This is a genomic window from Methylobacter sp. (assembly GCF_004322395.1).
GTDB lineage: Bacteria > Pseudomonadota > Gammaproteobacteria > Methylococcales > Methylomonadaceae > Methylobacter_A.
Genome location: NZ_SCTW01000073.1, coordinates 35,908 through 50,437 on the forward strand (window position 1 = coordinate 35,908; position 14,530 = coordinate 50,437).

Here is a 14,530-nt window from a genome sequence, read left to right on the forward strand (position 1 = left end):
TACCATGAACCATTCAACATCCAGGACAACCGATTTACACCAACAGGCACTGCTTTTACTGCCTTGGTACATGAACCAAAGCCTGCAACCGGAAGAACGTCAACAGTTGGAAAGCCATATTCGGCATTGTTTGCTATGCCGCCGTGAACTGGTTAGCCTGCGAAAATTAGCCGAGGCCGTAACAGAGCCATCCGATTTGGAGGTGGCCGCCGAAACGTCTTTTGCCAGTCTACGCTCAAAACTGCCTGCAAGAGCGTCTGACAATGTCCCATTCATTTCTTCGTCCAAAACAACAACGTTAGGCAAATTGACAAGGTCCGTCCGTCAAAGTGCTGTTCAGTTTGCTTTGGCCGCTTCGCTATTACTGGCCATCATTCCGTTAACTTTGCATACAGTTCAAACAAACACAGCTGACAATTACTACACACTTTCAGCAGCAAGACCTGAACTCGCCGCTGGCAAACAATTACGGGTGATTTTCGCCAAGTCACTGTCCGGCACTGAGGTTGCTGCGATTCTGGCAGCTATTCACGGTCAACGGATGGATGAACCCAACAGCGTTGGTGCATTTACAGTAAAACTAGATAGTATTGAAAGCCCTAAGCTAGAGGATGCTATAGCTTTATTAAGAAGCCGCTCGGATGTACTGCTGGCCGAACCCGTCATACAGCCATGAAATTGTTACGCTTTATTCTACTGGCTTTGCTGATCGTCCAACTAAGCGGTTGTGTCAATAAAACAGATTTCTCGCGATTGGGCGATAGCCAAAATACAGGGGAGAGGCGTCTGCTGGTAACTTTTGTTGACCGAACTATCAACCGCGATTTGTCAGGCAATGCCCAAAACGATTATCGGCTCCGCGGACAATACAGTAATTCCGGTTGGAGTGAACGCATTGCCCTTCAACTAGCCGAGCGTCATCAGCTGGACTTTGTCGCCCAATGGCCGGTTACCGAATTGGGAGTTAGCTGCGTCGTTTACGAAGTTCCAGAAACATTACCTTTGCAGCAGGTGATAACTGCTTTGCAAAAAGAACAGGATGTTTCTTTAGTGCAGCAAATGCACAGCTTTGAAGTATTGGGCGATAAACAGTCGGCCGTCAAATCCTACAGCGATCCATATTTGTCTTTACAGGCCGGCTTTCAATCATTAGGAATTCGCGAGTTACACAAAAGCAGCACCGGCCAGGGTGTTCGCATTGCATTGATCGATACCGGTGTTGATCTTGATCACCCGGATCTTAAAGGTCAAATTAGCTATTCTGAAAATCTTGCACCGGAACCCAGCGATCACAACTTGGCAGAATTGCACGGCACTGCGGTGGCTGGCGTGTTATCGGCACGCCCCGACAACGGAATCGGTATCGCAGGCATTGCGCCGGGAGCGGAAATTCTGGCTTTTCGAGCTTGTTGGCCGGTTAAACCCGGCTCACTGGCGGCACGCTGTAACAGCTTTACGCTGGCTCTGGCCCTTAATCAAGCCATCCGTATGGACAGCCGTATTGTTAATCTCAGTCTTAGCGGTCCTGAGGACCCTTTACTCCAGCAATTAATTGAAAAGGCCTTAGCAAAAGGGATCATTGTTATTGCGGCAGTGCCCGGAAAAGATCAGGCTGGTGGATTTCCTGGCAGCGTTCCTGGCGTAATAGCCGTTGGACAAAGCGGTGGATTTAATAGTCCGGAAATTATTGCGCCCGGTCAGGACATTCTGACTACGGTACCTCATCAAGCCTACGACTTTATGACCGGCAGTTCATTTTCCACCCCACATGTAGCCGGTGTTGCAGCTCTGCTGCTGCAACTACACCCCAATTGGCACACTGCTGATATTAAGCGGCTTCTGGACAATGATTCTCATCTACTTACCGCGAAATTAATTGATGTGGCGATGGCTGTTGCCAAGCAGGATGATCAACACTAATCCACTGACAATCTGTTTAATCTACTTAGCATCAATATCTCGAAATCGCCGACTTTTATTTATCAAGCTTGTATCAAACGCTCTTCAAAACTTCCAAGTTTAACGGCAAAAAATATTTTTCATTACGGATTGAACTTTTCCCCTCTGGTCGGGAATAGACGCTACGAATAAAACAGAATGTTAAATGTCCGTCTAAGACATTAATTTTTAGCCAGAGGAACGTAACGTGCATAGATATAAAAAAGGGTGCGACAAGCTTGCTTGCGGCACTGTCCTGACACTCGCCCTATTCGCGGCAGCACCCGCAGCGAATGCATTGAACTATATCGCCGGTGGACTCGGCAATTTTGATGCCGCTAACTTCGAGGGGCAGGATGCCTATGGCTTCGAAATCCAGATTGAAGGTATTACGCCAGCCGACTTGGCGCCCTCATGGACGGGTAACAAATTCGGTGCACCTTTAGTCGTGCCTTATGCCGGCGGAGTTTATGTGCGCTACCAGAGTGCTTATGATTCAGGTACACAACAGTTTGTCTCAAAGACGATTCCAAAGACGCTTGGAACTAGCTGGCAAGGCACCTGTTACATGGGCTATCCATCCGCTTCTGCTTACTTAAATGCTGGCTGTGACCATTTTGGCGTCCATTTGAACTACACCGCCATGACCAGCGCTCATCAGACGACCTATCGCTGGATGTTTGCTGATCCAAATAATCCAGGTCAGCTTGTGGGTTCGCCGAATTCCATAATGGTGGCGACTCCGACTTATTATTTTCAACCTGCTCCAGTTAATCAACCGACGGCACCTCCAGTATTGGTAGCGGAAGTCGATTTACCGCCTCCGCCGCTACGACCCGTGCCGCAATATGGCGATGCAGTATGGATGAAAGTGTTCAAAACGGAAATGAACCGTGAAGTCGCCCTTGATGAACTGACCTCGAATAACCCTGATGGCACGACGAATACAATAGTACCGCAGGATGCTGCGCAGCTTGAAACTGAATGGAAGTTGATGCAGCAAAGTCCACCACCCGATGGAAACCATCGGCAACGCGGTAAGCTGGTCAACGAAGGTACCCCTAACATCGACTCAAAGGCGGTGATTCGGCGCTATGAAAGCTATGCTTATACCGGCTTATACGACAACATCACTCATGAGGCTACTTGTGCAGGCGACCCTAACGATCCTAACAACCTTCCAGGCAGCTGTAACGCTCCGATGGTTGATGAGGTCGGTGACATGCTCGCCGCGCAGATGGCTGCCGTGAACATAGTCGTCCCCTCGCTGACGGTTACCACAGTCGGCAGTGGCAAAGTTGAGTCTGCAGACAAAATTATCAGTTGTGGCGGCAAATGCACATCGCCTTATGCGCTGAACACTGTCGTTACGCTAACCGCCCAAGCCGCAAGCAACAACACATTTACTGGTTGGACCGGAGCTTGCACGGGCGCTACGCTGACCTGCAACATTACCGTTAATGATGCCATGAATGTCACCGCGACATTTAAGGCAGCGGCAAGCGGTGGCAGTGGCGGCGGTGGGGCCACCACGACCCTATCAGTGAAATCATCGGGTGGTAAAGGTGTTGTAACCAGTAACCCAGCAGGCATTAATTGCGGCAATATTTGTTCTACGAACTTGTCTGGAAAAACCTTCACACTTACCGCGACACCAGAACCAGGATTCTTCTTTGTGAACTGGTCAGGGGCGTGTACAGGCTCCACATGCACAGTGGCGGGGAACAACAGTATGTCGGTACAGGCAAACTTCTCAAAATAAGGCCAAGCGGCTTAAAGACTTCCAACGTTTAAGGGCTTTGGAAGTCTTTCTGCTTAAGCCGTGTCAAATTTTTAGCTTTGGCGACTTTTGCCACAGCATATTCGTTCTTCGATAATGTCTCGAAAAAACGCTCTACCAGATTTACCCACGATACTGATATAGATCAATTAATACGCCGCAAAGCAAGAAAATCGTGCTTAGTTTGGTCGTAAATTTCACCCTTTGTTGCATTTTAAGTGCATAAATCACGCAGCAGACTTATGGGCAGTCAGAAATAACACGCTACCTGTATTTGGCATTTGGAAAGCGACACTGTGATTTGATTTTGGATTGAAAATCATCACAACTATGAACGTTTTTACTAATCAATATTCTTGTAACGCACTAAATGCTCTATTTGAAAATCACATTAAAACCATAAAAACAAGGTCGAGCCTTTACTTTTAAGTTGCTTAACAAAATTCTACAGGTATAATGATCGGCTTGAAGTTAAATAAGCTTCAGGCGCGTAGCTCAGTTGGTTAGAGCACCACCTTGACATGGTGGGGGTCGGTGGTTCGAGTCCACTCGCGCCTACCAAATATATAAAGCACTGCACCGCAGTGCTTTTTTTATTGTAGACACAAAAACGCGGATAAAAAATGCCGGTAATCACTCTTCCCGATGGCTCAAAGCGAGAATACGACCAAGCTGTAACAGTAATGGACGTTGCTGCATCTATCGGTTCGGGATTAGCTAAAGCGACTTTGGCGGGCAAGGTTAACGGTAACTTGGTCGACGCCAGCGCATTGATCGATCAGGATGCAACGCTGCAACTGATTACCGCAAAAGATGAAGACGGCATCGATGTTATCCGTCATTCAACCGCACATCTATTGGCGCAGGCCGTCAAACAGTTATTCCCTTCAGCGCAAGTAACCATCGGACCGGTTATCGAAAACGGCTTTTTTTACGATTTTTCCTATGAAAGACCTTTTACGCCGGAAGATCTGAGCGCAATTGAAAAAAAGATGGAACAACTGGCTGCGGAAGATTACCCCGTTCATCGCTCGGTGATGTCACGGGATGAGGCGGTCAAGTTTTTCAAGAATCTGGGCGAAGCATATAAAGCCGAGATTATTGAATCTATCCCCGCAAATGAAGATTTATCCTTGTATGAGCAAGGCGGCTTTACCGACCTGTGCCGCGGCCCTCATGTGCCTAGTACCGGCAAGCTAAAAGTCTTCAAGCTAATGAAGATTGCCGGAGCCTATTGGCGCGGGAATTCCAATAATGAAATGCTGCAACGTATTTACGGTACGGCATGGGGCGACAAAAAAGACTTACAAGCTTATCTGCATCGTTTGGAAGAAGCGGAAAAGCGCGATCACCGCAAGCTGGCAAAAACACTGGATTTGTTTCATTCACAGGAAGAAGCTCCCGGCATGGTGTTCTGGCATGAAAAAGGCTGGACCATTTATCAACAAGTTGAGCAATACATCCGCGAGAAGTTACGCGTAAACGGCTACGGTGAAGTTAGAACACCGCAAGTGGTGGATCGCTCCCTTTGGGAAAAGTCCGGCCATTGGGAAAAATTCGGTGACATGATTTTCACCACGCATTCCGAAAACCGCGATTATGCGATCAAACCGATGAACTGCCCTTGCCACGTACAGATTTATAACCAAGGCCTTAAAAGCTATCGCGATTTGCCGATCCGCCTGGCGGAATTCGGCTCCTGCCATCGTAACGAACCTTCCGGCACTTTGCACGGCTTGATGCGAGTCAGAAACTTTGTGCAGGACGATGCTCATATTTTCTGTACGGAAGGCCAGATTCAGGATGAAGTATCGACCTTTATCGATATGCTGTTCGATGTTTACAAAGATTTCGGCTTTGAAGAAGTTATTATTAAATTGTCCACTCGCCCTGCAAACCGGGTTGGTGACGATTCGGTCTGGGATAAAGCGGAAAATGCCTTGGAACTGGCGCTTAATACCAAAGGATTGAAATGGGATTTACAGCCGGGTGAAGGCGCTTTTTACGGCCCTAAAATCGAATTCTCGTTGAAAGACTGTATCGGACGTGTCTGGCAGTGCGGCACGATTCAGGTGGATTTCTCGATGCCGGGCCGCCTGGATGCAACCTATATCGCCGAAGACGGATCCAGACAAGTACCGGTCATGCTGCACAGAGCGATACTTGGCTCGCTGGAGCGTTTTATCGGTATTTTGATCGAACAACATGCAGGAACCTTTCCTTTATGGTTATCTCCTGTGCAAGTGGTAGTACTTAATATTACCGACCGACATGCCGAATATGCGTCAAAAATCATGCTAGACCTTGAAAAACAAGGCATAAGAGTGAAAATTGACTTGAGAAATGAGAAGATCGGGTTTAAAATCCGCGAGCATTCTATGCAGCGCGTACCGTATCTTGTCATTATCGGTGACAAAGAATTAGAACAACAAAGCATTACGGTACGCACGCAAAAAGGTGATGACTTAGGTAGCCTGTCGATCAATGAATTTACCGGACGGTTGAAACAAGAGATTACAGGCAGACAATGAATAATTTTGGAGGATTAGGATATCGCTGCTAAAAAAGATGAAACGCGCCTGAATGACTCGATCACTGCCAGACGAGTGAGAGTAACAGGTCCGGATGGTGAAGCGTTAGGAATTATCTCGTTAGATGAAGCCAAACAGATTGCGTATGCTGCAGACTTGGACTTAGTAGAAATATCGCCAAATGCGGATCCTCCGGTTTGCAAGGTGATGAACTACGGCAAATACCAGTTTGAGTTAAACAAAAAATTGGCCGTCGCTAAAAAGAAGCAAAAACAAGTTCAGGTCAAAGAAATCAAATTCAGGCCCGGAACCGACGAAGGGGATTATCAAGTTAAACTGCGAAGCTTAACCAAATTCCTTAACGACGGCGATAAAACCAAAATCACCTTACGTTATCGCGGACGCGAAATGGCCCATCGGGAAATTGGTGTTGACTTGCTGAAGCGGATAGAAAAAGACCTGGAAGAGATAGCCATCGTAGAGCAGTTTCCTAAAATGGAAGGCCGCCAAATGGTTATGGTTATGGCGCCGAAAAAGAAAAAGTAGTTCAACGAAAATAGTAGGTGTTGCATTGCAACATCTCTACAGCAGCACAGGATGAGCCGCTAAGTGTCATGAATAATGATGCAGTAATTCTTCCGGGCCATGCATTTTGCCTAGTTGGGTTACAACTCAGGGATTTATTTTAATTAATTGGAGCAAACAAATGCCAAAGATCAAAACTAACCGTGGAGCTGCCAAGCGTTTCAGACGCACAGGCAACGGCGGTTTTAAATGTGGTCAGTCCCACAAACGTCATATCCTGACTAAAAAATCGACTAAGAGAAAAAGACAGTTACGCTCTCCGGCAACTATTCATCCATCAGATGTGCGCATGGCTGCACGTATGATGCCTTACAGTTAAGCAGGAGTAGATAATGCCTAGAGTTAAACGCGGCGTAACAGCCAGAGCAAGACATAAAAAAGTATTAAAGCAAGCGAAAGGTTACTACGGCGCACGAAGCCGGGTTTATCGCGTTGCCAAACAAGCGGTAATTAAAGCCGGTCAGTATGCATACCGTGACCGCAAACAGAAAAAACGTCAATTCCGCGCTTTGTGGATCGTCCGTATCAATGCAGCCGCTCGTCTTAGCGGCATGTCATACAGCCGCTTCATCAATGGCTTAACTAAAGCCAATGTGAAGATAGACCGTAAGGTTTTGGCTGATATTGCAGTTCGCGACATTAACGCATTTGCGAAAATTGCGGAAATTGCTAAAGAACATCAAAGCAAGCCTTAAGCAAAGACCTGGATTTTAGTTTACTAAAATCCAGCCATTTCCCCCTCCCTTCCCTTAGGGAGGGCGGAATTAAGGTATAACCTTTTCCCGACAAATAAACATCCTCCCACCCAATTTACGCAGCGAGCTAACCCCGTGTCCGCTACCCTAGAAGAAATTCTCGCGCAGGCATTACAACAGCTTCGCGACACACAAGACCTTAACCAGCTCGACCTGGTTCGTGTCCACTATCTCGGCAAAAAGGGTTTATTTACCCTCCAGATGAAAGAACTCGGCGCGCTCGATCCTGAGCAAAGGCGCGCTGCCGGACAGGTCATCAACCAAGCCAAAGATCAATTTCAAGAGCAGCTGGAAGCCAAAAAGGACCTGCTGCAAAACGCGGCATTAGAAGCAAGACTAGCCAGCGAAAGCATAGACGTCACTCTGCCGGGCAGAGGCCAAGCCGTTGCAGGCTTGCATCCAGTTACAACTACGTTGCGCCGAATTTCCAAGATTTTCGCCAGCGTCGGCTTTCAAGTTGTTGAAGGCCCTGAAATCGAAGACGATTATCATAATTTCGAAGCATTGAATATTCCGGCCCATCACCCGGCCAGGGCGATGCATGACACGTTTTATTTCGATGCCCACACCGTATTAAGAACCCATACCTCGCCGGTACAAATCCGAGTCATGGAATCTGAAAAGCCGCCCTTAAAAGTAATTGCGCCGGGGCGTGTATATCGTTGCGACTCGGACATCACCCACACGCCGATGTTTCATCAGGTCGAAGGCTTTCTGGTCGATACCGATGTCAGCTTTGCCGACTTAAAAGGCGTGGTTTACGAATTTTTGCGCGCTTTCTTTGAAAAAGACATCCAAGTGCGCTTTAGACCGTCTTACTTTCCGTTCACCGAACCATCCGCAGAAGTCGATATTGAATGCGTGATGTGCGGCGGCGAAGGTTGCCGCGTATGCAGCCATACCGGCTGGCTGGAAGTAATGGGCTGCGGCATGATACATCCCGAAGTTTTCAAGGCAGTCAATATCGACAGTGAAATATACAGCGGCTTTGCGTTCGGCATGGGCGTTGAGCGTCTTGCAATGTTGCGTTACGGCATTAACGATTTGAGACTGTTTTTTGAGAACGACCTTAAATTTTTGGAACAATTTAATTAAACAGGCGCCGCGACTGCTCCCGGCAGACCAGCGGCATACACCCCATCCCTGTAGATAAAGTTTGAGTTATGCAAATTAGTGAAGCCTGGTTAAGAGAATATGTCAATCCAGCAATAAGCACAGAACAACTGGTCGAGCAATTGACCATGGCAGGCCTTGAGGTCGACTCAGTGACGCCTGCTGCCGCACAATTCAGCGGCGTGGTTGTCGGCGAAGTTCTTGCGATAGAGCAACATCCCGATGCAGACCGCTTAAGAGTCTGCCAAGTCGCGGTAGGCGAAGCGGAACCGTTGCAAATCGTCTGCGGCGCCAGCAATGTTCAGGTCGGACTGAGAATCCCTGCCGCATTGATCGGTGCAGTATTACCGGGCGATTTTAAAATTAAAAAGTCCAAACTCCGTGGCGTAGAATCCTCCGGCATGCTGTGCTCGGAAAAAGAACTGGGCCTGGCCGCCGATGCCAACGGCTTAATGGAACTGGCTGCCGATGCCCCTGTAGGCGTTGATATACGCGACTACCTGTCGCTCAATGATAATATCATCGAAGTCGACTTGACGCCCAACAGAGCCGATTGCCTCAGCGTTGAAGGCATAGCGCGTGAAGTGGCAGTACTGAATAAAATGGACTGGTCGACTACTCAAGTTGCAAAATCCGCAGTCACTCATACCGACACACTAACAGTCTCCGTAAAGGCGACAGACGCTTGTCCGCGTTATTTGGGCCGATTGATCAAAGGCATAAATCCTAAAGCCGAAACCCCGTTATGGATGCAGGAACGCCTGCGCCGCTCGAGCGTCAGAAGTTTAAGCGCGGTAGTCGATGTCACCAATTACGTACTGATCGAATTAGGCCAACCGTTACATGCCTTCGATGCCGCCAAATTAACCGGCAACATTAATGTGCGCTATGCACAAGCCGATGAAAGCGTTGCCCTGTTAAACGGCCAGACTATTAAGCTGGATAAGGAAACCCTAGTTATTGCCGACGACAAACAAGCCTTGGCCTTGGCCGGCGTAATGGGCGGCAGCGAGTCTGCGGTTAGCGACGACACGCAAGATGTCTTCCTTGAATGCGCGTTTTTCAGCCCGCAAAGCATTGCTGGTAAAGCACGGAACTACGGCCTGCATACCGATTCATCGCACCGTTTCGAGCGCGGCGTTGACCCGACCTTGCAAGAACGAGCCATAGAACGCGCGACCCAACTGATTATCGATATTGCAGGCGGCAGCATCGGCGCAATTACCGACGTGACAACAGCATCAACCCTACCGCAACGCACAGCCGTATTGCTTAGAAAGCAGCGCCTGGAAAAAACTTTGGGTATTGCGTTGGTGAATGAGCAAGTCGTCGATATTTTTCAGCGCTTGGGAATGTCGATACAAACACTAGCGGATGGCTGGTCTGTGACTCCACCCGGATGTCGTTTCGATATCGCTATTGAAGCCGATTTGATCGAGGAAATAGCCCGCATTATCGGCTACAACAACCTGCCGAACAGCAGCCTGTTAATGCGCTCTGAACTTGGCAAAGCTACCGAAGCCGTGCTGGAGCTGGACCGTGCTAAAGATTTGTTGGTTGACCGTGACTATCAAGAAGCAATTACTTATAGCTTCGTCGATGAAGAGATACAACAAGCCATCGCCCCTGACGATGACGTAGTCCGGTTAAAAAACCCGATTTCTGCGGATTTATCGGTGATGCGCACGACTCTCTGGTGCGGTTTGCTGAAGGCCGCCCTGCACAATACCAATCGTCAGCAAAACAGAGTCCGTTTTTTTGAAACCGGCCTGCGCTTTGTTAATAAAGACGGCAACACGCAACAGCAAAAAATGCTGTCCGGTCTGGCCTTGGGCAGCGCTTATTCCGAACAATGGGGCAACGCGACCCGCAAAGTCGATTTTTTCGATGTTAAAGCCGATGTGCAGGCCCTGTTTTCCTTGACCGGCATTGATGTGCAATTTGCCCCGGCCAAACATCCATCATTGCATCCTGGACAAACAGCTGAAATCTTGTCGTTACAAGGCGAAAAGATCGGCTGGCTGGGTATGTTACATCCAACACTGGAAAAACAGCTGGGGTTTGACACTCAAGTTTTCCTGTTCGAATTGGATCAGGATCTATTGCTGAACAAACAAATTCCTAAATTCAAGCCGCTGTCCAAATATCCGTCGGTACGCCGCGACTTAGCCTTGATTGTTAAGGAAGAAATCGCCGTCAGCGAGATAATAAATTGCATTAAGGCTTGTGCAGAACCAACCTTACAAGATATAGTAATATTTGATATTTATCGTGGAAAAGGTGTTGAAGAAGACAGCAAAAGCGTCGCTTTAAGTATAAACATACAAGATTTTTCACAAACCCTAACAGATTCCGAAATAGATGCTATATTTAGTCGACTGTTAGAAACATTGACCACACAAATAAGTGCAAAGCTGAGGGATTAACAATGGCATTAACTAAAGCCGATTTTGCCGAAAGGCTATTTGACGAGCTTGGCTTGAACAAGCGCGAAGCTAAAGATATGGTCGAAATGTTTTTTGAGGAAATCAAAGGCTCCCTAGAACACGGCGAGCAAGTAAAAATTTCCGGTTTTGGAAAATTCGAACTGCGCGATAAGAGCAGCCGTCCCGGCAGAAATCCAAAAACAGGCGAAGAAATCCCCATTACCGCCCGTCGTGTAGTTACATTCAGATCAGGTCAAAAACTAAAAGCCAGAGTGGAAGCGTATGCTGGAGCCGAGTAATAATAATGAGTTGCCGGTCATACCGGCAAAACGCTATTTCACTATAGGTGAAGTCAGTGAGTTATGCGGCGTAAAGCCCCATGTGCTTCGCTATTGGGAACAAGAGTTTACCGAGCTTAGTCCGGTAAAAAGACGCGGCAATCGTCGTTATTACCAGCGCCATGATGTGCTGATGATCCGGCAAATCAGATCTTTGCTGTATGAACAAGGCTACACTATCGGTGGCGCCAGAGCACATTTGGGCAGCGACGACGCGAAAGAAGATTCAACCCGCACCAAACAACTGATTCATCAAATGGTCAGCGAACTGGAAGAAATTCTGGAGCTGCTCAAGTAGATTTTCCCATTCAATGCGGCGAAATGTAGTACACTAGCCATATTGAATTATTGGGGATTGTGCTCACAATCCTTTCAGCTTTAAATTCTTTTTCAAACTGTCGGGGCGTAGCGCAGCTTGGTAGCGCACTTGTCTGGGGGACAAGGGGTCGTAGGTTCAAATCCTATCGTCCCGACCAATTGAAATAAAGAGTTACAAATTTCGTTGCGTATGGTTTTCTCTCAGTGCCGGCACATAATCGGCTTTCGCCTGAATGATTTTTTCAGCGATCGCTTTCTGGTAGCCTCATCGATAGTCACCACCGTACCTGTTAAATCCAGACAACTTAATAACTCCAGAATAGCTGTGATTTCTTGGATTTTCCGTCCACCCTGGTCTGCCATCAAAACCAGCCATGCTTTGGCAGAATAAACGCTTAGCAGACGCACGGCCTTACCGTTCATGCGCCTACCCCCAAAGTTTTGCTATCCAGACAAATCTGCTCGTCGGCAAGACTGAGCAAAGCGGATTGTGTCCAATTCAAAAAGGCTTCCACAAAGACGTCAAGGTGCAAGTGACCGATCATATCGCTTAACGTGTCATCTAAAGAAATGCCGTTAGGCAATTCCAGAAATTTTCTAAACCGGCTTTCTTTTTCTTCTGCGAAGGTTTCCATCTCTACCCAATCTTCGATATCGCTTAACACAGCACAGAAGACAAGCATGATGATGTCGGTTAATTTATGCAGTTTATTTTTGGTTTCGTGGCGCGGATCGGTTAGCTCGGCAAAATAAGGTCGGGGATCGGGTAACACAAAGCTTTTGTCAAAAACCTTTAACAAAAACTTCAGCTATCACAAGGATAAATAGCGCGATTGCTCGGGGCATCTAATCTTGTTGCAAAAAAATCCGCTGGTTTACGGTCGCCATGCCATGCCGGTTATTAAGATCAGCCGGCAAGCAGTCCTCGACGTAATTTCACGATCTGGATTTGCTATAACCTTGTTGTTTTTTATTTCAATTTTCAGCACATGTGCATATTTAGAATAGAACATTGCCGTTCGACAAGTTAAAAGATTTATGATGCCCTTCCAACTCCGCCGTAATCCAATTCACATTAAAGCTAAGTAAGTAAATAACAATATGGCACAGCCCATAGAAATCAGAAAAAACTTTCATATAAAAACTTACCCTCGGTTCACTCATTTTATATACCACACTGATTATGAATCATTTATTTTTTAATTTCTCCCAAAAACCAGGATATCTTCGCGATATAGTTGATTGAATCTTTGAAACTTTACAAAAATGAGCGAACGGTCAGACCTATTTGTATATTCCGCTTCTATCCAAGTGTTAACACAGAACATTGAGCATTGGGCATTGACATTGATCCCCTTTCTACTTTAAAGTTGCATTCGCATAAACAGTAAGTAACTAAAATTATAACTATATACAATAAACCCATCGGAGCACGCATCATGGCAAAACCATTAATACAAATGGCATTAGATTCATTGGATTTCGACCAAACAGTAGGCCTTGCTACCTTAGTAGCTCCTCACGTCGATATCTTTGAAATCGGAACCCCATGCATTAAACATAACGGAATTAACTTGGTTAAAGAATTAAGAGCAAGATTCCCAGAAAAACTGCTTTTAGTTGACCTTAAAACTATGGACGCAGGCGAGTACGAAGCAACACCTTTTTATGCAGCGGGTGCTGATATTTGTACAGTTCTGGGTGTATCTGGCCTTGCAACTTGCGCAGGCGTCATTAAAGCAGCTAATGCATACGGTGCTGAAGCTCAAATCGACTTAATTAATGTTGACGATAAAAGAGCGTGCGCACGCGCAACTGCTGAAATGGGCGCTCATATTATGGGTATTCATACAGGTCTGGATGCGCAAGCTGCAGGTCATACCCCTTTCGCTGATCTGAATGACATCGCAGGATTAGGTTTAAACGTCAGAATTTCTGTTGCTGGCGGCATTAAACCATCAACTGTTCAAGATGTAGTACGTGCAGGTGCAAACATAATCGTGGTTGGCGCTGCAATCTATGGCGCGGCTTCACCTGCTGATGCAGCACGTGAAATTCGCGAATTGGTTGACGCGGTATAATTATGCATCAGCAACTTATCATAGAAAAGATTTCAGGTGTTCTTGAAGCTACAGATGATACGTATGATGTAAAGTTAACCCAATTGCTTGATAACGCAAAGCGCATATTTATTGCTGGCGCTGGGCGTTCCAAGCTTGTCGGTAATTTTTTCGCGATGAGACTGGTTCACGGCGGTTATGATGTAAGCGTCGTAGGCGAAATTGTGACGCCAAGCATTAAAAACGGTGACTTATTGATCATTATTTCCGGATCCGGAGAGACTGAGCAATTAATAGCATTTACTAAAAGCGCAAGAAAAATAGGTGCTAACATCGTCTTGATCTCTGCAAAAAGTGAATCAACCATTGGCGATCTAGCAGATGCAGTATTTCAAATCGGTAGCCCTGAACAGTATGGTAAGGTTTTAGGAATGCCAATGGGAACTGTGTTTGAACTATCTACTTTGCTATTTTTGGAAGCGACCATTTCTCATATTATCCATGATAAAGGAATTCCTGAAGAAGTAATGAGAGAGAGGCACGCTAATCTAGAATAGCGGCACAGGACGAGTGGCTATGACCACTCGTTCTAATCCTTGTAAGGTAAAAACGCCGAAAGAATATTTCGTGACAGAGTCGATCAGGCTAATATAAAGTCACTATTTAGTAATTTATCAATAGTAAGG

At 46.7% G+C, this 14,530-nt stretch carries 15 protein-coding genes and 2 tRNA genes; 15 read left to right on the forward strand and 2 right to left on the reverse strand.

Features of this window, described 5'->3' with window-relative positions:
* Window positions 1-4 precede the first annotated feature (4 nt).
* The 13 genes from EPO18_RS10895 (at window position 5) to EPO18_RS10955 (ending at window position 11,942) form a co-directional block, all read left to right on the forward strand.
* Window positions 5-676 (forward strand): anti-sigma factor family protein, encoded by a 672-nt coding sequence (locus tag EPO18_RS10895; RefSeq protein ID WP_292433397.1) that lies wholly within the window; start codon window positions 5-7, stop codon window positions 674-676.
* Window positions 673-1,920: a S8 family peptidase gene (locus tag EPO18_RS10900; RefSeq protein WP_292433398.1), complete on the forward strand. Its 1,248-nt coding sequence runs from the start codon at window positions 673-675 to the stop codon at window positions 1,918-1,920. Before EPO18_RS10895 ends, EPO18_RS10900 begins: the two co-directional genes overlap by 4 nt.
* A gap of 226 nt (window positions 1,921-2,146) precedes the next feature.
* Window positions 2,147-3,700: an InlB B-repeat-containing protein gene (locus EPO18_RS10905; RefSeq protein ID WP_292433399.1), complete on the forward strand. Its 1,554-nt coding sequence runs from the start codon at window positions 2,147-2,149 to the stop codon at window positions 3,698-3,700.
* Between the two features lie 502 nt (window positions 3,701-4,202).
* Window positions 4,203-4,279 (forward strand) — tRNA-Val (locus EPO18_RS10910).
* A gap of 62 nt (window positions 4,280-4,341) precedes the next feature.
* A complete protein-coding gene (gene thrS, locus EPO18_RS10915; protein WP_292433400.1) occupies window positions 4,342-6,249 on the forward strand; it encodes a threonine--tRNA ligase in 1,908 nt (635 codons plus the stop codon).
* Between the two features lie 21 nt (window positions 6,250-6,270).
* On the forward strand, window positions 6,271-6,795 hold the full coding sequence (gene infC / locus EPO18_RS10920) for a translation initiation factor IF-3 (protein ID WP_292433431.1): 525 nt from the start codon (window positions 6,271-6,273) through the stop codon (window positions 6,793-6,795).
* Between the two features lie 160 nt (window positions 6,796-6,955).
* Window positions 6,956-7,153 carry a 50S ribosomal protein L35 gene (rpmI, locus tag EPO18_RS10925; protein WP_292433401.1) on the forward strand — a complete coding sequence of 66 codons (198 nt, stop codon included), beginning with the start codon at window positions 6,956-6,958 and terminating at the stop codon, window positions 7,151-7,153.
* A 13-nt stretch (window positions 7,154-7,166) separates the two neighbouring features.
* The gene (gene rplT, locus EPO18_RS10930) at window positions 7,167-7,529 is read left to right on the forward strand and encodes a 50S ribosomal protein L20 (RefSeq protein WP_292433402.1); all 363 of its coding nucleotides are present in this window, start codon (window positions 7,167-7,169) and stop codon (window positions 7,527-7,529) included.
* A gap of 135 nt (window positions 7,530-7,664) precedes the next feature.
* Window positions 7,665-8,684, forward strand: coding sequence for a phenylalanine--tRNA ligase subunit alpha (gene pheS, locus EPO18_RS10935; RefSeq protein ID WP_292433403.1), 1,020 nt, complete (start codon window positions 7,665-7,667; stop codon window positions 8,682-8,684).
* Window positions 8,685-8,752: 68 nt separating this feature from the next.
* Window positions 8,753-11,128 (forward strand): phenylalanine--tRNA ligase subunit beta, encoded by a 2,376-nt coding sequence (gene pheT / locus EPO18_RS10940; RefSeq protein ID WP_292433404.1) that lies wholly within the window; start codon window positions 8,753-8,755, stop codon window positions 11,126-11,128.
* 2 nt (window positions 11,129-11,130) lie between these two features.
* Window positions 11,131-11,427: an integration host factor subunit alpha gene (ihfA, locus tag EPO18_RS10945; protein WP_006893011.1), complete on the forward strand. Its 297-nt coding sequence runs from the start codon at window positions 11,131-11,133 to the stop codon at window positions 11,425-11,427.
* Window positions 11,411-11,764: a MerR family transcriptional regulator gene (locus tag EPO18_RS10950; protein WP_104424099.1), complete on the forward strand. Its 354-nt coding sequence runs from the start codon at window positions 11,411-11,413 to the stop codon at window positions 11,762-11,764. The genes ihfA and EPO18_RS10950 overlap by 17 nt, the downstream gene beginning before the upstream one ends.
* Before the next feature lie 101 nt (window positions 11,765-11,865).
* Window positions 11,866-11,942, forward strand: a tRNA-Pro gene (locus tag EPO18_RS10955).
* 43 nt (window positions 11,943-11,985) lie between these two features.
* Here EPO18_RS10955 and EPO18_RS10960 read toward each other — a convergent pair.
* Both EPO18_RS10960 and EPO18_RS10965 read right to left on the reverse strand, forming a co-directional pair.
* Entirely contained in the window at window positions 11,986-12,207 is a 222-nt protein-coding gene (locus EPO18_RS10960; protein ID WP_292433405.1) for a hypothetical protein, read from the reverse strand.
* A complete protein-coding gene (locus EPO18_RS10965; RefSeq protein ID WP_292433406.1) occupies window positions 12,204-12,584 on the reverse strand; it encodes a transposase family protein in 381 nt (126 codons plus the stop codon). Before EPO18_RS10965 ends, EPO18_RS10960 begins: the two co-directional genes overlap by 4 nt.
* A 639-nt stretch (window positions 12,585-13,223) precedes the next feature.
* Here EPO18_RS10965 and hxlA point away from each other — a divergent pair.
* A complete protein-coding gene (gene hxlA / locus EPO18_RS10970) occupies window positions 13,224-13,865 on the forward strand; it encodes a 3-hexulose-6-phosphate synthase (RefSeq protein ID WP_292433407.1) in 642 nt (213 codons plus the stop codon).
* A 2-nt stretch (window positions 13,866-13,867) separates the two neighbouring features.
* Window positions 13,868-14,401, forward strand: a complete 534-nt coding sequence (gene hxlB / locus EPO18_RS10975) for a 6-phospho-3-hexuloisomerase (protein ID WP_292433408.1) — start codon at window positions 13,868-13,870, stop codon at window positions 14,399-14,401.
* The last annotated feature ends 129 nt before the right edge of the window (window positions 14,402-14,530 follow it).